General features: G+C 41.9%; 9 protein-coding genes. 2 read left to right on the top strand and 7 right to left on the bottom strand.

What is annotated here, in order from left to right; genetic code table 11:
* Positions 1-4: 4 nt before the first annotated feature.
* A complete protein-coding gene (locus X939_RS0102130) occupies positions 5-1,309 on the bottom strand; it encodes a gluconate:H+ symporter (RefSeq protein WP_025761626.1) in 1,305 nt (434 codons plus the stop codon).
* A 274-nt stretch (positions 1,310-1,583) separates the two neighbouring features.
* Here X939_RS0102130 and gyrA point away from each other — a divergent pair, with 274 nt between their 5' ends.
* Complete coding sequence (gene gyrA / locus X939_RS0102125; protein WP_025761625.1) at positions 1,584-4,196, top strand: DNA gyrase subunit A; 2,613 nt, start codon at positions 1,584-1,586, stop codon at positions 4,194-4,196.
* A 71-nt stretch (positions 4,197-4,267) separates the two neighbouring features.
* Positions 4,268-5,725: a tetratricopeptide repeat protein gene (locus X939_RS0102120; protein WP_025761624.1), complete on the top strand. Its 1,458-nt coding sequence runs from the start codon at positions 4,268-4,270 to the stop codon at positions 5,723-5,725.
* 1,038 nt (positions 5,726-6,763) lie between these two features.
* Here X939_RS0102120 and X939_RS0102115 read toward each other — a convergent pair.
* The 6 genes from X939_RS0102115 to X939_RS0102085 form a co-directional block, all read right to left on the bottom strand.
* On the bottom strand, positions 6,764-7,633 hold the full coding sequence (locus X939_RS0102115; RefSeq protein ID WP_025761623.1) for a hydroxypyruvate isomerase family protein: 870 nt from the start codon (positions 7,631-7,633) through the stop codon (positions 6,764-6,766).
* Between the two features lie 192 nt (positions 7,634-7,825).
* On the bottom strand, positions 7,826-10,510 hold the full coding sequence (locus tag X939_RS0102110; RefSeq protein WP_025761622.1) for a c-type cytochrome: 2,685 nt from the start codon (positions 10,508-10,510) through the stop codon (positions 7,826-7,828).
* Positions 10,511-10,831: 321 nt separating this feature from the next.
* Entirely contained in the window at positions 10,832-12,340 is a 1,509-nt protein-coding gene (locus tag X939_RS0102105; protein WP_025761621.1) for a RagB/SusD family nutrient uptake outer membrane protein, read from the bottom strand.
* 32 nt (positions 12,341-12,372) lie between these two features.
* Positions 12,373-15,381, bottom strand: a complete 3,009-nt coding sequence (locus tag X939_RS0102100) for a SusC/RagA family TonB-linked outer membrane protein (protein WP_229235971.1) — start codon at positions 15,379-15,381, stop codon at positions 12,373-12,375.
* A 737-nt stretch (positions 15,382-16,118) separates the two neighbouring features.
* Entirely contained in the window at positions 16,119-17,540 is a 1,422-nt protein-coding gene (locus X939_RS0102090) for a DUF1501 domain-containing protein (protein ID WP_025761618.1), read from the bottom strand.
* Between the two features lie 134 nt (positions 17,541-17,674).
* A complete protein-coding gene (locus X939_RS0102085; RefSeq protein WP_025761617.1) occupies positions 17,675-20,047 on the bottom strand; it encodes a PSD1 and planctomycete cytochrome C domain-containing protein in 2,373 nt (790 codons plus the stop codon).
* Positions 20,048-20,072 lie beyond the last annotated feature (25 nt).

Raw genomic sequence — 20,072 nt, 5'->3', positions numbered from 1 at the left:
AATTTTATAAAAACAAATTTAGGAGTAATACCCCTAATAATCCCATGATGGAAACAATAGTTTCCATAATAGACCAAGTGAGTAAAGTGTCCTTGATGCTCAGGTTGAAATATTCCTTAAAAAGCCAGAATCCTCCATCGTTAAGATGAGAGAACATTAGACTTCCCGAGCCTATGGAGAGGACGATGAGTTCGGGTCTGACAGCGGTATTGGCCAGAAGGGGACCGAGGATACCCACGGTAGTCAGGCCGGCAACGGTGGCTGAACCCACGCATACACGTATGATGGCAGCGATACCCCAACTTAGGATCAACGGGGAGATATCTATGCCTTTCAATCCTTCAGCAATATAAGTACTTACGCCACCTGCAGTCATGATTTCTTTGAAAACACCTGCTCCTGCGATGATCAGAAGTATCACGGCTACGCCTTTAAAAGCCTCCTCCATGGATTTGGTAATGGTGGGCATGGCCATTCCCCGTCGTATTCCTAATGCATATGCAGCCACCAGAACAGATAATAGCATGCCAAAATAAGGTTCAGCCAATAGTCCTACTAGTTTGTTGTCAGGAAATGCAGTTTTAACAGCAGACATACTGGTTAATAAAAATACGGGTAGTAGTGCTGTGGCAATACTAATGCCCAAGCCAGGTAGCTCATGAGCCGGTCGTGGTTGAACGTTAAATAGGGCTTCATCCGGTTTGGGTTTAAATCTTTTCAGGGTACTGCCGAATATGGGTCCGGCAACCGCTATAGCAGGTATTGAAACAATTATCCCAAAGAGTAAGGTCTGTCCCAGATCGGCATTTAACTGACTGGCTATAGCAGCAGGAGAGGGGTGAGGCGGAAGGTAGCCATGGGCTACAGATAGGGCAGATAACATGGGAATGCCTACATATAATAGGGGGAGACGTGCCGTAGTGCTGATCATAAATATGAGTGGGATTACAATCACAAAGCCGGCATTATAAAATAAAGGTATGCCGATTACAAAACCTGCCAAAGCCATACCCCATTGGATTTTGCCTTGACCGAAAATTCCTATTAAGGCGTCTGTAATCCGCTGGGCAGCGCCGCTATCCGCAACGAGCTTTCCCAGCATCGCTCCGAAGCCCACAATTAATACTAAATCTCCAAGTGTATTTCCTACCCCTTTTTGTATGGCTGCGCTGATAGTAGCTACGTCGAGCCCACTGGCCAGACCTAGGCCAATTGAAACAAGCAAAAAAGAAATGAAGGTGTCAATTTTGAGCCAGGCAATAAGCAGGACTAGAAACAAGATGGCAATTAGGGTTAAAATAATAGGCATATTCAGGAAGTTTGATATGGAACTTGGATAGTTAGAGAAGGCAAAGAGCAAATTATCATACTGTAAAAAAATCATTTTTATGCTGTTAAAGTACCAGTAAGACCCCTAATCGGCTTATCCCTTGAAATTGGCCTGTAATGATAAAATATAGCTTGTTTGAGTGGCTTAAAATGACGAAATTTGATACTTTATAAGCGTTCTATTTGTATTATTTTCGTGAAGGTTTGTATTTTATAGGCCCCACATTAAATTTTTGATTCTTTTCTAATTCTTTATGGCAGAATCTTCTGAAGAAAACATTATCCCCATTAATATTGAGGAGGAAATGCGAGGTGCGTACATCGATTACTCGATGTCGGTTATTATTTCCCGTGCCCTACCAGATGTACGAGACGGTTTGAAGCCTGTTCATCGCCGGGTGCTTTACGGGATGTCTGATTTAGGTGTTAACTATAATAGGGCTCATAAAAAATCTGCACGTATAGTAGGAGAAGTGTTGGGTAAATATCACCCTCATGGTGACTCTTCTGTATATGGTACCATGGTACGTATGGCTCAGCCCTGGTCCCTTCGATATCCACTTGTAGACGGTCAGGGTAATTTTGGATCCGTAGATGGTGACAATCCTGCAGCGATGCGTTATACCGAAGCCAGGCTGAAGCGACTCGCTGAGGAACTTCTAGCCGATTTGGGTAAAGATACTGTTGACTTTGTCCCCAACTTCGATGATTCACTTTCGGAGCCTTCAGTCCTTCCTTGTAAATTCCCAAACCTATTGGTAAATGGGTCCTCGGGAATTGCGGTAGGTATGGCAACCAATATGGCTCCGCATAATTTGAGCGAAGTGATTGATGGTACCTTGGCTTATATCGATAATTCCGATATCACCATTCCGGAATTGATGGAACATATAAAGGCTCCTGATTTTCCCACTGGTGGTATCATTTACGGATACCAAGGGGTACGTTCGGCTCTGGAAACGGGACGTGGAAGTATTATTATCCGGGCCAAGGCACATTTCGATGTGAACAAAACTGGAAGGGAGCAGATTATAATTACCGAGATCCCTTATATGACTAATAAAGCTAGCATGATCGAAAGAATTGCTGGTTTGATTAATGATAAAAAGCTCGACGGGATTTCTGACATCCGCGATGAATCGGATAGAGATGGAATGCGGATTGTCTTCGATCTTAAGAAGGATGCCATTCCTAATATCGTGCTTAACCATCTATACAAATACACTCCATTACAAACCTCTTTTGGAGTGAATAATGTTGCCCTGGTGAAGGGCAGGCCGGTTCAGCTAAACCTTAAGGACCTCATTAAGCATTATGTTGATCACCGTGTGGTGGTCATTACCCGCCGTACCGAATACGAGTTACGTGAAGCAGAAAAGCGTGCTCATATCCTTCAAGGATTACTAATTGCGCTAGACCATCTCGATGAGGTGATTGCTTTGATCCGTAATGCCCGGGACCCGGAAATTGCCAAGACAGGCTTGATTGAGCGATTCGAACTCTCGGAAATTCAGGCTAAAGCTATTTTGGATCTACGCTTACAGCGTTTAACAGGTCTGGAACGCGACAAAATTATCAAGGAGTATGAGGAAATCATGCTATTGATAACCGATCTTAAGGATATTCTGGCCAATGAATTCAGGAAATTCGAAATTATTAAATCCGAGCTTAGCGAAATAAAAGAACGTTATGGTGATGCCCGTCGCACAGAAATAGAATTTGCCGCTGAGCAGTTCAGTGACGAAGACATGATTCCCGACGACGAAATGCTTATCACCATTTCACATGAAGGGTATATCAAACGTACCCCTTTAGCAGAATATCGTACCCAAACCCGGGGAGGAACAGGTTCACGTGGGGTTAAAACCAAGGATACGGACTTTACCGAACATTTGTTTTCGGCTACCATGCTCAATTACTTGCTGATCTTCACAGAATATGGTAAACTGTTCTGGATGAAGGTATATGAAGTACCGGAAGGAAGCAAGACTTCAAAAGGCAGACCAATACAAAATTTGATTAGTCTTGAGAAGGGAGATTCGATACGCTCTGTGATTAATGTAAAAACGTTGTCAGATGATGATTATATCAATAATAATTATCTGATTATGTGTACCGAACAAGGTACCATTAAGAAAACATTACTTGAAGCTTATTCGCGTCCACGGACCAATGGTATTATTGCCATATCTATTCATGAAGGAGATCGCTTGTTGAATGTAGCCCTGACCAATGGTGATAATGATATTGTCATTGCTTCAAGTGCAGGCCGTGCCGTTCGTTTTAATGAAACCGGAGTTCGCCCAATGGGACGTACAGCTGCCGGAGTAAGAGGTATTAATCTGGGAGATGGCAATAAGGTTATTGGCATGGTTTGTATCAGTCGAGAAGATGCGCAACTTCTGGTAGTTTCCGAAAATGCTTTCGGAAAACGTTCTGCTATCGATGATTATCGAATTACAAAACGCGGCGGTAAGGGTGTCTCTACAATGAATGCTACCGAAAAAGTAGGTAAGCTTGTGGCGATTTGTGAAGTGACCGAACAGGACGACCTAATGATCATCACCCGAAATGGTATTGCAATTCGTATGAGCGTTGCTAATGTTCGTCAGGCCGGGAGAAATACTCAGGGCGTTAAACTGATTCGTCTGAATAGTGCCGATGAGATTACTTCTGTAACCAGAATATTAAAAGATCCTGACGAGAAGGAAGAAATTGAGTTGGATGAAGACGGCAACCCACTTGTGAAGAATGATCTTATTGTGACGGATGCGTCGGAGGACTTAACCGATGAAGACGTGGTAGATGATTTGGATGCAGAGGAAGATGATGATGCCGAAGATAACGATAATGATGCAGCGGTATGATTATTGTAAAAAAATAAAGATTAAACATATATTTACGACAGAAAACCAAACCAACACAAAAGTTTAGATTTATGAAAAGATTACTCTTTGTTTCAGCACTCGGACTATTTAGCGCAACGGCTTTTGGTCAAGATGCGGCAAATAAGCTCATCGTAGAGCAATACCAGAAAGAAAAGGAGAAAAGCGATAAAAGTATAACGGACGAGAAGGCGAGCGCTAAAGCTTCTTTCTGGATGGATCGTGCAAAAACTTATGAGAGCATCGCCATGCAGGCCTCCGAGTTGGACTCCAGTGCAGCAAAAACGGCCTATGAAGCTTACAAAAAAGTGATAGAGCTGGATGTTAATAAGAAAGGCCAACCTGGCAAATCCTCTAAAGAGGCCGAATCCATTCTTGCTGGAGAAGAAGGTACTCAGCTATTCAATGCATTTGTTAAACAGGGTGCGGAGAAATATCAGAACCAAAACCTTCAAGGAGCTCTTGAAATGTTTAAGATGGCTCAAGAGATTAATAAGAAGGACACATTGGCATCTCTTTATGGTGGTATTGCTGCTCAGTCTCTGGACCAAAAAGCAGAGGCTATCACTCAGTTTGAGAAATATGCCGAAAATGGTGGTAAGGATCCAAGTGTATTCTATGGCCTTAGTCAGCTCTATCGGGCCGAAGATAAATTTGATCAAGCTCTAGCCTCGCTTAATAAAGGATTGGAACGTTCTCCTGATAATAAAGATTTGAAGGCTGAAATTGTTAATATTTATCTTGCTTCAGGCAAGGAAGATCAGGCGATCAGTGAATTGAAGGCCTTGACAGAAAAGGATCCTGAAAATCTTCAAAATATTTTAAATCTGGCTATTCTATATGATAACACCAGTAGTAAAATGAATCAGAAGATTAGAGAGGTTCAAGGGAAACTTTCTGAAGGAACTTCTAAAATAGATAACCTAAATAAGGATCTTGAAACAGAAAAAGGAAAGATCGAAGTGTATAATGGCGAGGTAAAGCGTATTACCGGTCTGTTGAAAAAGCAACCTAAAAGCGCAGATCTAAAACGCCAGTTGGCAGACGTTACTGAGAAGCAGAAAGAAGCCACTCAGGAAGTAGCTAAAATTGAGAAAACTATCGCTGATGCCAAGGAGTCATCTAAAGGGAATGATACAGCGGCCTTGGAAAAGGAATTGGCTGAACTGAAAGCGAAGCAAAAATCAGCGGTAAACGAAGCGGTTGCGAGCTACAAAAAAGCGCTTGCTCTGGATCCAAATAATTATGATGCCTTGTATAACCTTGGGGCATTCTATTTCAATGAGGCCGTTCAATTGAAAGGTGAGGTAGATAATATGAATATGACGGATTACCAAAAGCGTGGCAAAGAAATTGAAGCAAGAGTTTGTGGACGCTTTAAGAAGGCAAAACCTTATTTCGAAAAAGCAGTACAGGTTAAAGATGAAGATGAAGCGAAAGAAGCTTTGGAAAACGCGACCAATATTATTGCTCAGTTAGAAGGTAAAGGAATTGCATGTGTAGAAGAGTAATTTGTTAGCAGTATATTAATGAAAAGGGATTGCCCGGCAGAGTTTGCTCTGTCGGGCAATTTTTTTTGTGTGTCTGCAATTCTTCCTAAAGCGAGTTCCAACATTCATATTCGGAACTGACTTCTGGAATTATATCATTATAAGAAATCGCCACAGCCTTGAGTGGAGGATACTAAAACTGGATTTCCATTATTTACACCAAGGTATTCGGAATGGTAACCGGATTTAAGAAGGGATTAGATCAATATATTCGCAACAACTAAATAGTTAGTTATAGGGAGCTGTTTAATAGAGATAGTAGGGTAGAACTAATTATTTAGTTATTCTAAACAGGAATTAGGATTGGGTAGGTGAGACCCTTTACGAACTGCTTCCTGGTATAAATTAAAGAGTCGACACTGGAAAATTGGGCGAGAATGGAAATACGACTGGAATATCAAAGAAATCAATTATTAAACTAAGAACTTAGTTAGGTTTATGGTCGGGTAGGTGATAGGTGGTTTAAGAATCAGTTGAGATCGACTGACAGGCGAATGATCCACGTCTATTAGGGTTATTATAGTTGTAGATTTAAATTCTTACAAATTCCTGAACCAGCCGATCAGTTGCGATTACTGAAAACTCAATTTGGGATTCAGAACTCCTGTCAGATGATATGGAAGCAAATACTTATTGACCCTAAGAATTCCCTCAATTCTTTAGTTGGATAAAGTATATTAATTCTAGGAAAAGGAAAAACTGAAGCAAAAGAGGTATTCTATTTAACATAATATAAATTATATAACAAATATATCTCTGTTGTTAGAGCTATATGGTCTGTAAATTCCATATTTTGGCTTGAATTAGGTTTGATTAGATTTGGTTGAATGGCCTGTGATGCGGAATGTATTCATATATCGAAATCTCAAGGCTTGAATATTCCGTTTTAGCGTTCATAATTGACAGAAAATCAAATAGCTATCGCGAAAAAATGCGTGGCCAAAAATAATGGCCACGCATTTAAATTGTCGTTTTTTGTTCAAAAAGACTCAGAAAGTATCAAATATCACAGATCTGAACTCCTTGGCGTAAGGAAGTAATTGGATCAGCTGTGGGAATAAACTCCTGAGCAACGTAACCTTTAAAACCTGTGGCCATAATTGCTTTCATAATGGCCGGGTAATACAATTCCTGACTATCGTCGATTTCATTACGACCGGGAACGCCACCCGTATGATAGTGGCCGATATACTGGTGATACTGTTTAATGGTAGCAATTACGTCGCCTTCCATAATTTGCATATGGTAGATGTCATATAGTAGTTTGAATTTTTCAGATCCAACCATTTCGCAAAGTCCAGCTCCCCAGGCAGTATGATCACACATATAATCCTTATGATTCACTTTACTATTTAGCAATTCCATGATCATGGTAACATTATATTTCTCTGCCATGGGCATCAATCTTCTGAGTCCAATCGCACAGTTACGCATTCCGTCCAGATCAGACATTCCACGACGATTTCCGGAAAAGCAAATTACGGATGTATGACCGGCGGCTTTCAGTTTTGGAAACAAGGCTTCGTAACTGGCCACGAGTTCATCATGAAGTTTTAGATCATTAAAGCCTTTCTCAATACCCATACCTGCACCACTGGGTAAAGCACACTTTAATCCATATTTTTGTAAAGTTGGCCAATCTTCCGGGCCTAATAACTCAATGGATTTAATTCCAATTTTGACACAGTCCTGAGCAAAGGTGTCCAATGGAATTTTTCCATAGCACCATTTACATACGGAATGGTTAATATTTCCTTTTAGCGCTAATGGTTTAAGTCGATCTGAGTCCGCGAAAAGAGGAACTGATCCGGCAAGAGACAATGCGGCGCCTCCTCCAAGTACTTTTTTTAATGTCGTTCGACGGTTCATATTGAATGTTTTTGGTACAATTATATCTTAAATGATTTGTTAAACTTATCCGTTAGTTTCTTGGAGGATTTAGTAAGAGGTCTCCTACCCCATTTTTTTTGTATTATTCTTATATATAATCAAAAAATAAAGGGTAATTCGAGATTATCGAACTACCCTTTACAAAGACATTCTGTTATTATTTATACCCTATTATTTGTTTTTAGCAGCACTATATATGGGATTTTTTTCGTTTCCTCCTGACATCAAATAGGCAGTGAGGTCTCTTAATTCTTCAGGGTTCAATCCGTTTATTAACCCAGGTAGCATTACGGAAACCGTTGATACTTTAACAGATTTGACTGATTTCTTCGGGATTTTCCGCACCATTTTTGGATCGAATGGATTTTGAGAAATAAAGTAATGCGATGCATCCTCGTTCAATTGACGTCCCAATACAGATTCACCATCCTTTAGTTCGTAAATAAAAGAAGCGTACTGATCTGAAATAGTTTTGTTGGGAAGAATAATTGCTTCCATCATATCCTTCACTGAGAATCTATTGCCGAGTTGAGTAAGATCGGGGCCTACATCAGAACCTTCGCCTCCCATCATATGACAACGATTACACATCACCGCTGAATAGATCATCTTACCTTTTTCGAAGTCTCTATTGCTAAGGCTATCCGCTACCAGGTTAACCGCTTCTTCTACATTCCAACCCCGACCAGGTCCCTTCGGATTATACATTTGCGTGAGAGAATTTCCGCTGGTATTAAGTTTTTTAGCACCAGACATTTTATTGTAAAATTCTTTTTTGTCTTTAGGAACGTTATTCAGGGCAAGGTTTCGGGCCTTGTCAATAAAACCTATATAGCTCCTACCCCCTTGATAACTAAAGGCTTTATCGAACCATTTGAAATAATTTTCTCTGAGCTGATCATTCCAGCCTGACTTCGCCGAGCTAAGCACAAATGCATAAAAGGTTTGTTGCATGGGCGGCATTTTTTCTAGCATGCCTGCAATATCGAGGCCGTACTGAGGATTTCTGAGTATGAGGTCGGAAGAGGCCGTTGCCGTTTCGTTGTCTACATCGACAAATTTTTCATTATTTGTGAGAAGTGCCAATGTTTTTTCTACGGCCATCGGTGCTTCCAGATAAATTAAAACTTTGCTGTACAGACGATTGGCTAATGGAGAGGCCGATGGGAAATTGGGACTGATCTGACTTATAAATTTCGCCTTTACAGTGGCGTCAGGCTGGCCATAACGGAATAGGGCTACCTCAATTGTTCTGAGTAAATCCCGCTGTTTGTCTTCAGTTAGGTTTTTTAAATTGATTTCGCTCAAGGCTTTATAGAGCTTTGCCTTATCTGACGAAGAAGCATGACGACTGAGTGCCAGCAGTGCATATATTTTTATCTGTGGATTGGTTTCTGCCAATGCCTTTTCTTTCCATTCATTCACAGGTTGATTTTCCACAGCGAGTCTTGCAGCATAGCGAACAAAGCGATCGGGGTGATTCAGATGTGGCCATGCTGTTGCGATTGCTTTGGCATTAGGTCCTTTATGGAATTCCTCAAGTTCACGACGCAGTTTATTTTCTGGCGTGATTACGGCCTTAGCAAGAGCTGAGTTGGCAGGCAGTTTTTTATAATCCTTATAATACACTCTATATAGATCCGACTCCAGGCGACGCCCTCCGGTTAAGAAGTATAAGGCACCATCGGGACCAATAGCTCCATCAGTCAGTGGAAGTGGTGAGCCAGAAAGAAACTCTTCATGTTCTGCCGAATAGGTGCTGCCGCTGGGTTTAAGGTGAAGTCCATGAACGATACCAAAGCTCCAGTCGAATGCCAGAAGCGTATTTTTATAACGGGCCGGGAACTTGGCATCTTTGAGGTAAATAAGGTTGGTCGGCGAACCTTGTCCTATATTCATTAGAGCGGGCATATTGTCTGGATATGATGGAGCCCATTTGGCATCTCCGGTTCTCCAACCAAATTCGCTGGCACTTGTTGTATGGCAAACACGGGTTGGTCTGTACCAAGGCGTACCGAAATCCCATTCCATATCGGAGTCATAGGTAAACAAGTCACCCGCCTCATTAAATGCAATATCGAAGGGGTTACGGTATCCAGCGCTGATTAACTCCCACTTTTTACCATCTGGATCGGTATGAGCAATCCACCCTCCCGGAGCATGACGGTCATTAGCATGTCCCCGTGGATCTTTGATCAATGGGAATAGATTGTCATCTCCCCAATTCTTAGGCAGGCGGTAAATATCCATCTCAGGCAGATCGGTGTGATTACCAGCCACTACATAAAGTGATTTTTTGTCTGGAGAAAGGATAATACTGTGAGGTCCGTGTTCTCCCTCTCCTTTCATCTCCTTTAATAAGGTAATTTTGTCGTATTGATCGTCATGATCCGTGTCTTGTAAACGGTATAATCCACTTTGATTGGAAAATTTAGGATTCGACCGGTTATTTACCATGACATACAGGCTGTTGAAAGCATACAACAATCCATGTGAAAATCCCATTTGAATCTTGCTGGTATCACCCTTGATGCCCAGTTTCTCTACCTGCGGAGCTTCATTTGAGCCGATTTCCGGCAGTTTAAGGCGATATAGAAAGCCATACTGATCTGAAGCAATCATTCTACCCTTGTCGTCAAAGGTCATAGACACCCAAGAACCCTCGTTATTTTCGGAAGGGCTATAAAGGTGTTCGGCCTGGAACCCTTCGGCAAGTTTGAGTTTGCCCACTTTGTCGTCGGAGGGCGCCATGGTCTGGGCACTGCGGTTACTGAGCAATAGTCCGCAGGATACCGTTACAGCCAAAAGTGCTGTTACGCCAGTTGGTATTTTCAACCATTTGTTTTTTTTGAACATATTAAGATTTAAAGGTTAGTACGTGATTTGGAAATTAATTTTGGTCTTGTTTTATTTTCAATTAAACATATTTACATCCAATAACTACAAGTTTAATTCTTTGCTTGCAATGGACTATCCTGTGCTATCGGGGTTTTCGTGGTTTCATGTTGTTTCTCTTATTAACGCTTTTTTAGGATTAACCAAATGCCAATATATGAATACATTACATAGAATTTGGCCAGTATAAAATTATTCTAAATTGGTTGGAATGCTAAAAACAGCCCCAACATACGTGCGAGGGCTGCTTTTATTTGAACTTCTTAGAACTCTACCCTCTAATTAAAAGTAGGGAGAAAGTGCAGATTCTACTGCTGGTAAACCATAATATTTGTCTAGAACGGTAAATGCGTTCTCTGGAGGCACGGCCCCATCGGGAAAGTAGTAGGCCTTAGGGTTAGCTTTGACCCGCTTTCCGTAAGCGGAAATAACCTCCTGAACCCGGTCGGTACGTACCAGGTCGAACCAACGTTTGTTCTCAAAAGCAAGCTCAACGCGTCTTTCCTGATATATCGCCTGGCGCATAGCGACCTGTGAAGTGGCTGTAGTGGCAGGTAGCTTGGCCCGGGTGCGTACCATATTGAGGTAAGTGGCTGCTTGTGCGGGTTTGTTCTGTTCGTTTAGCGCTTCTGCCATAAAGAGCAACACTTCAGCATAGCGATAGGCTGGCAGGTTCTGTCCCGTATTATTATGCTGGGAGTGCTTTTTAGCATATTTTTTAATATAAGGATAGACCTTATTATCTCTAAGACTCTGGCTAAGCGTAATATATCCTATGGAAGCGTCTTTTCTTACATCTCCTGGTTCATATGCTTCAATAATATCCGGTGTAGGGATGTTGTTGTTTTCTCCAGACAGACCCTGGGGATTGCTGGTCCCTGTTATAGCAACCAGCTCGGCTGAGGTAATCGGTGTGGGAATAATCTGATAAATAAGATTGCCCTGGAATCCTGAAGCACCTTCCATATACTGAATTTCGAAGACCGATTCCGCATTATTTTTATTGGAGGAGGTACCTGAAAATGCATCTTCATAGGATGGCATCAGGCTATATTCTCCGGAATCAATTACCTGCTTTAACACTGTTTCCGCTTCGGCCCACTGTTTTTTATGAATATATAGATTGGCCAGCAAGGTTCGGGCTGCTCCGGATGTTGCGCGGCCTGCTTCCTGTGTAGACTTAGGAAGCAAATTGGCAACTGCATCTTTAGCATCCTTTTCGATCTGGGCATAAACTTCTTCGACTGTGGAAAGGGGAAGTGCCGCCTGATCTCTATTAGGCACTGGTTCCAGGTGAAGAGGGACAGATCCAAAGTAACGTGCAAGCTCGAAATAGGCGAATGCGCGAAGGAATTGTGCCTGACCTTTCAGATTGGCCTTGATAGCTGCATCAAATTCTACTCCATCAATAAGTGCTAAAATCTGGTTGGCCCGAGAAATTATGAGATAATCTTGTCGCCATTGCTGCAAAACGTTATCGTTTGCAGTTACACCATTGGCTGTAGGAACGGCAAAGTCAGCTATATTTTCAGTATTGTCTACGGCTCCGAACAAGATGTTTCTGGCATAGTAAGTATTATCCGAATGTAGTTCGCCAAGTTTCCAGGCTCTGTCATTATATATTGTCCGCAATGGCACATATGTCGCATTTACGGCTTGTTCAAAGTCCGTTCTGGTCTTAAAAAATGTCGCCGAACTAAGGGAAGTTTCTGGTGTGAGACTTAAAAAATTCTCTTGACAGCTTGTAGAGGCCAAGCCAACTAAACAAGCCAATATAATTTTCTTTTTCATAAATTTCGATTTTCCGTAAATTATTGGTCGTTTTAGAAGTTCAAATTGATACCGATAGACCAGGTACGTGGAACGGGATAATTCGACAAATCAACCCCCTGGCTGAGGTTACCCCCGTCACCTTCCCCATTACCTTGGGCACTCGTTTCTGGATTAGGACCTCCCCAATATTTGGTAAATACATAGAGCTGTTGAACCGATGCGTATATTCTTGCGGAGCTTATATATTTAATTTTGGCAGGAATGCGATAACCTAATGTAACATTTTTGATGGTAAAGTAAGAGGCATCAGCTACAAAACGGCTGTTATTCCAGTCTCTTTCAACTCCAGTATAGTTTCCACCGCCCACAGTGGTGCCATAAAATCCTTTACCTGGATTGGCTTCCGATCTCCATCGATCTTGTACTCCTTTTACCATATTGAATACCCCGTCAAGGTTCGCAGTGCTATATAGATGACGCACCCATAATTCGTTTCCCTGGGAGCCAGAGCCGGTAACAGAGAAATCAAAGTTTTTATATTTTATGTCGTTGGTAATACCATAGGTAAATTTAGGAAATGGATTTCCGATGATGGTTCGGTCGTCCTGGTCTCCTCCATATGTGATTTTTCCATCGCCATTGATATCCTCCAATTTGATAGTACCTGGCTTAGAACGTCCTGGAATGATAGGCGAGTTGGCCACATCGTCGGCATTTTTATATAAACCGATCGCTTTCATACCATAGAACTGACCGAATGGTTTGCCTACCTGCGTGATATGTTGATTTCCATATACACGGTCTATTCCATCTGCCAGTGCTATGACCTTATTGCGGTTAAAAGATATATTGGCATTGGTGGACCACTTAAATTCACCTACTGTGTTTCGAGAGGTGACAGACAACTCGTTTCCCCAGAACTTAATTTCCCCGATATTATCGTTAAAATTTGTAAAACCAGCTTCTTGCGCAATCTGTACACTATACAAAAGGTTTGTAGTGCGCTTGGTATAGAAGTCGTAAATTACTTGAAGGCGATCATTGAAAAAGCCCAGGTCAAGTCCTGCGTCAAATTGTTTAGTAGTTTCCCAGCTGAGGTTTGGGTTGGCCAGTGAGGTGATGGCAGCTCCCGCTGCCACATTACTGCCAAAAACAGCATTGACAGTATTGTTTACTAAAGCATATTGGGTATAATTACCAATATTGTTATTTCCAATCACCCCGTAACTCGCTCTTACCTTTGCAAACGAAACAGGACGAACCTGTTGCATAAAATTTTCATCTGAGACTACCCAGCCCACTGATGCAGAGGGGAAAGTCCCCCAGCGGTTGTCTGATCCAAAACGCGAGGACCCATCTGCCCTGACCGCAGCGGTAAACAGATATTTACCTTTGTAGTTGTAGGTAAGTCTGGAAATATAAGAAGCCAACGACCATTGATTGATACCCGTTGAGGTGCCACCTCTATTGATGTTGATGGCACTTTGCACTGCATCAATACGATCATCCGGATAAGTGTCAGCCGAAATCCGATCGATCTCCTGCATGAATTTTTGTTGTGTCATCCCACCCAGGATTTCAAAGTTGTGTTCACCAAAACTTTTATTATATGTAACCAAGTTCTCATTTAACCAAGACAGATTCTGGGTATGCTGCCGTATAGATGAGGCCAAGGTTGGGATGGGTACATTGATCCGGTAGGTTGCCGTAGAGGGGTTAAAATACATAAATTTCTCTGAAAGAAATTCTACGTTAAAGGTAGTCTTAAAGGTAAGTCCCGGAAGAGGCTGGTAAGAAAGATAGGTATTCCCTAAGAAACTCATCCGTTTGGTTTCGTTTACCAGTTCATTGGCGGCTCTAACCCAGTTTGGATAGCTAAAGATATTTCCAGTATTACCGGGGAAATTGTTGACAGCAGTAAGTTCTCCGTTAGCATCGCGAATCGGCATCACCGGCCAGGTGTGAAGAGCATTAAACAGGATACCGGTGCCCCGGTCTCCATCTGATTTAGGAGTATTGTCAAATACATACTGAGGGGCAATGTTGAAGCCCATCTTCACTTTTTCGGACATTTTGTAATCGGTGTTCATCCGAAGCGAGTATCTTTTGTACTCGTTATTCAACACAACACCCTTTTGGTTAAAAACACCGGCTACAACCGATGTTCTGGTTTTTTCGTTACTATTGGTTAGGGTTATATTATAGCTTTGAAGTGGAGCCCTTCTCAGTAGTGCATCGTACCAGTCATTATTTTTATCTTTGTAGTCTGATGGGTTGGCGAAAATGTCAGGAACGGGCTTGCCTTCATCTTCATAGTATTCCTTTTTGAACTGAGCAAATTCCATGGCGTTCATCATTTCAATACGTCCCCGCTGAGGAACTTTTTGAGTTCCTGTGAACACATTTAATCCTATTGTCGTCTTTCCCGAAACGGGTTGTTTGGTCGTAATCAAAACCACTCCGTTGGCAGCTCTGGAACCGTAAAGCGAAGTGGAGGCAGCATCCTTAAGGATGGTGATGTCTTCAATTTCATCGGGGTTCATGGCTCCTATATTCCCGGTAATAGGAAACCCATCGATGACGTATAGGGGATCGCTTCCCGCCGTTACAGAAACCTGGCCACGAATACGAACGGACATTCCCTGACCTGGCTTACCTGTAGTCTGATTTATTTGTACGCCTGCAAGTCGTCCTTGTAGTTTTTGCGTTACCTGCGACACCGGAATATCCTTAAGTTCTTCCGCTTTGACCGTCTGAACGGCTCCCGTTATTTCTTTTTTTAGTTGACTACCATATCCCACCACTACTACTTCGGTTAGGGCCTGGGCATCTACGCTCATCTGAATGTCGAATGATGAACGGTTTGCGATCAAGACTTCTTTGGTTAGATATCCTACAAAAGAGAGCACTAAGGTTCCTCCTTGATCGGGAGCCTGCAAGCTAAAGGTTCCGTCAACATTGCTGACCGTTCCCCGGGTAGTTCCTTTTAGAAGGACACTGACTCCCGGTAGACCTTGTCCGGTTTCATCTTTGATGGTACCCTTTATAGTGCGGTCCATATTAGCGGACGTGTACGTCCCCGTAATAGGTTTGAGAAAAAATTCTCCTTCATGTGGAAGGGCCACAGCAGCAGAACTGGAGAGTATTAATCCAGCCATCATTTTCGCTAGTGCAGCTTCGTAGCGCCGTTTCGGTCGTTGGCTTGGTCGAGGTTGTTTCATAAGTTTTGTTTTTTACTGTTGAAAAACTATATCACACTTTTTAATGTATTCAGAGTAGTTTGAAACAAGAGAATTTAGTCACTCATTATTATTCCCTTTGCTGAATAATAAGACTGATCTGTGAATTAACGGTTCCAAGTTTAAAGCTTAAGAGAGAATCTCAGCAAAAGAAAGTAAAAGAAAATCCCCATCGGTTGATGCATATAAATTTTCTAATTATTGATAGAATTGTACAATATTAAGCGGATAGGGAAATGGAACTGTCCTGCACTGTCTGGTTATTGATTAATTTAATCAAATTATTTGGCAGGAAAGTCCTATATTGAGAAGGCTATGACTTGGAATATTCCTAGTGATTTGACAGGGGCGATCAGTACAGGCAGTTTGTTAACTAAATTCTTATATTTAAAAAAAATAGCAACAGTGGTTGTTTATTCTTTATCTTTTAATTTGCCTCCCTTCACATTTTGAAATGCGGCCTTAAGGCCACCGGGTAAGAGCCGTATATTCAAAAACATGAGGTTACAAATAGAATAGAGGGTTTCTCAGATACTTTTAATTAACCAAATTTTATCCTAAGAAAAAATAGCCTCAATCCTTTCCCCTTTTCCATCTGGGGTAGTATAGAATGGGCGTTTTTCTATTTCATATTGCGTATCCGGTGATATTCCCATGGCATGATAAATACTTTGATGAATCTGATCAATTTTAACCGGATTTTCAATAGTCTTACAAGGCCTTTCATCAGCTGTCTTGCCATAAACGAATCCCTTCTTAGAACCTCCTCCAAACATAAGCATGGAGCATCCATCTGTAAAATGGCGATGCATACCATAAAATTTCGGATCGTGAAGAATGTCAGGTTGTTGTACCTGTTCTTTTACGGTGGCATCCGGGCGACCTTCCACCATCATATCTCTACTGAATTCACTGGCCAGAACTATTAAGGTACGATCGAGATGTCCCGATTGGTCCAAATCTTTGATGAGTTGAGCAATGGGTGCATCAATTTGTTTTTTCATTTCTACAAGCCGGCTATTGCCGTTTTCGTGTGTATCCCAACCCTTAAAAGGCTCGTATTCGGTAGTAACACTTATAAACCTGGCCCCTTGTTCGGTAAGCCGACGGGCTAAAAGACAGCCTAAGCCAAATTTCCCCGTATTATAAATGTCGTAGCTTCTTTTGGGTTCCGTACTCAGGTCAAATGCTTTTGATTCAGGGGAATTCAATAAGGCATAGGCTTGCTCTAGTGATCGTTTTAAGGATTCTCTCTGATAGTCACTTCCAAACTCTCCGATGGGACTATTATTAATCAGATCCTGGTAGAGTTCATTTCTTCTTTCAAATCGCTGGGTAGTCATTCCTACTGGCGGACGAACACTCTCGAGACCTTGACTTGGATCAGGAATAAAGAAAGGGCCATATTCGTTGCCCAGAAATCCGGCCGTATGAAATGCCTTTAATTCTTCTGCTTCTCCTACAGTGAAACGCTGACCTATATCTATAAATGCTGGTATCACTGGGTTCTTAGGGCCGAGCTCTTTGGCTATCCACGACCCAATATGCGGTGCGGCTACTGTCTGAGGAGGTTCATAACAGGTATGCCAGTGATATTGGTGTCTGGAGTGCAGAATATGACCCATATCGGCGGCGACATAAGAACGTATTAATGTTCCTTTGTCCATAATATCACCTATTGACTGAAGGCCCTCCGAAAAGTATATTCCGTCCAGCGCCGTTGGTTTCGATGGAAATGTACTAAGGACCCGGTTTCCTTCCATTCCCTTTTCGTAAGGCGTGTAAAGCTTCGGATCGAAGGTCTCCGTATGGGCCATGCCCCCAGCCATCCAGAGTAATATTACCGTGTCTGCCGACGCTGTAACTTTTGGTTTACATCCCAACATCAGGGAGGACGCCGGAAGGCCTGCGGCTAAGGCAGCCATTGTCGCAGCACTAGCCCTTTGTAGAAACTCTCTTCTGTTCCAATATTTATTCATGATCTTGAATGCTTATCTTATTGTAAAATAAGGAATTACGCTATTAATATAGTTAGTTTAAATAGTATATATTGTATTGAAAGATTTAAATGTATTGTACTATTAGAACTATTTTAAATGTATTTAAAGTACGATTAGTAAATTAATTGAAATTCAGGGAGCATGGCCATGGCCCATATCAAATCGGCTATATGATTTACATTAGGATGAGTACCAACTATTTTTTGTGCAGCGGCTAACTCTTTTTCGTTGGGTTTACGTCCAAAAGCTTGAAGATAGAGTTGAGCGATAAGTCTTTCCGAATTCGGAAATTGCTTCTTCCAATGCAGGGCTCCTCTTTTCAGGCTCTGGTCCAATAGATCTCCATTGGTCAGTTCTAGAGCTTGTAATAAGTTCGCTTGAGAAGCCCTGGTGGTGCTTACCGTCTCTCGGTTGGGTCTGCCTAATGCAGTCAGAAATGGATCATTTTTGACTAAACTTGCTCGTACAAATGGAATCTTTGAATGAATATCGGTTGGAAGTTTTCCAGAGATAGAGGTATCAGCATACATAGGGATGAATGCCCTGCTAATAGCGTCTGAAAATTGTTCAGCCGTAAGTCGTTTTCTAATCATGCCCGCAAACTTATAATCCTTATGGGTAAGTTCTTCTGGCTCGGCAAAGGAGTTAGCAGGAAGCTGATATGCTTTGGACGTCACGATTTGAAGCATTAATCGTTTTAGATCAAATCCATTTTGCATGAAATCATAGGCCAGCCAATCAAGCAAATCTTGACTCCAGGGTAGATTGTCCATGACATCGACAGGTTCTATTATTCCCCGCCCCAGGAGCTGAGCCCAAATTCTATTCACTACGGTTCTGTATAACCTCCCATCCTCAGGCTTCACAAGGTTGTCTGCCAATTGTCGAAGGCGTTTCTCAGTACTGGCATCAATTTCAATTTCGCCAAGCTCTGGAAAAAGCATTCTGGTACTGGCCATTTTACCTGTGGGTTTATCACACCGGTTTATTTCTAAAAGGGTATCTGCAAAAATGTTGGCGAAGCCATATGCCTGATCCAATTTCCAGTCGCTGACGAAACTATCATGACAGGAGGCACATTTGAGATTTAGCCCTAAAAAAACCTGAGCCACGTTTTGAGCTGCTTGCATTTCAGTGCGCTGGCTGGCATTAATTGTTCCTCTCCATTTAATCCCTTTTATAAATCCTTTAGAATCTTCATTCGGGCTAATTAGTTCGTGAACGAATCGATTGTATGGTTTATTTTCAGCAAGAGCAGCATACAACCATTTGGTTATATCGGACCGACCCTTCGTAATATAGCCTGTTCCTGAATAGTCATTTCGCAGTGCATCATTCCAAAAGGTAAGCCAATGCTGGGCATAGTCGTCGTTTCTCTTCAATAATTGTTGAGCTAAAATTTCACGTTTATTAGCTCGGGAGTCGGCCAGAAATGCCTGAAGCACCTCAGGCTCCGGCAGTAATCCTATCAGATCCAGATAGATTCGTCTTGCATAGGTTCTGTCGTCCACAGGTTCTTTCCACTTCAGTTCATTTTGATTAAAATAGGAATTAACAAATCGATCAATGGGATTGTTCAACGGAATATCTCCATGTGGAATTTCTGGTAATCGGGGCGCCATTTCAGCAACTCTAAAAATACTCTTAATATCGCCTTCAGGCCATACTGCCCCTTTATCGATCCATAAACGCAAGATATCTATTTCTGATTTAGTCAGTCTTTTTCCTTTTGAAGGCATGGCCTCTTTATGATCCGCGGGTAGAGTGACACGCCTGATTAGCTCCGATGATCGAGAATCACCAGCCTGAAGAATAGGTCCATTATCACCTCCTGCCATTACAGCCTCTTTCCTGTCGAGTCTCAATCCGCCTTTTTGCTTGGTTTCGCTGTGACAGTTATAACAACTATGAGCGAATATGGTCCGAACTTCCAAGTTTAGGCTGAGAAGTTGTTCCGGATTAAGTTGCTGATCCGCTCTTACCATATCAAATTGCAAAGAGCTGCTTTCAGGGCTTTTTGATCCATCAGTATCAAAAGGAGGCATGGCACTACTCAGATAGTCAGCACCGTGAGTGATCATGGCGCCAAAATGTCCGGCTAAGCTGACGCCGAAAACCGTCAGAATAAGAAAAAACCGAAAGGCTGCGGTTTTTTCTTTCTGAAGGCATAAATAGGCAACTGTTGCGAGTATCATGGTTGCAATGCCCAACCATTGATGAATATCAGTATCACCCCCTTCGTATCCTTCAAATTTTACTAAAAGCAGACCAAATATTACAGACAAATATGCCGACAGCGTTCCTAACAAAAGAATTATTTGAATTGCCGGTCGTAGAGATATATTATTTTTACTGTAATTAATTATTTCCAAAACCAGGCTAATCAGGAGGAGACTAACCGGAAAATGAACTATCATTGGATGAAATCGACCTAATAATTTCCAGATCCAAAACGTTTCAAAGGCTTCAAGTAAAATTGAGATCATGAATAGAGAGGGAAAGTCTGCAACA

It is taken from the genome of Dyadobacter tibetensis Y620-1 (assembly GCF_000566685.1).
In the GTDB taxonomy this organism is placed as follows: domain Bacteria; phylum Bacteroidota; class Bacteroidia; order Cytophagales; family Spirosomataceae; genus Dyadobacter; species Dyadobacter tibetensis.
Note: the sequence above shows the minus strand (reverse complement) of the source record. Positions and strands in the feature narration are given on the sequence as shown.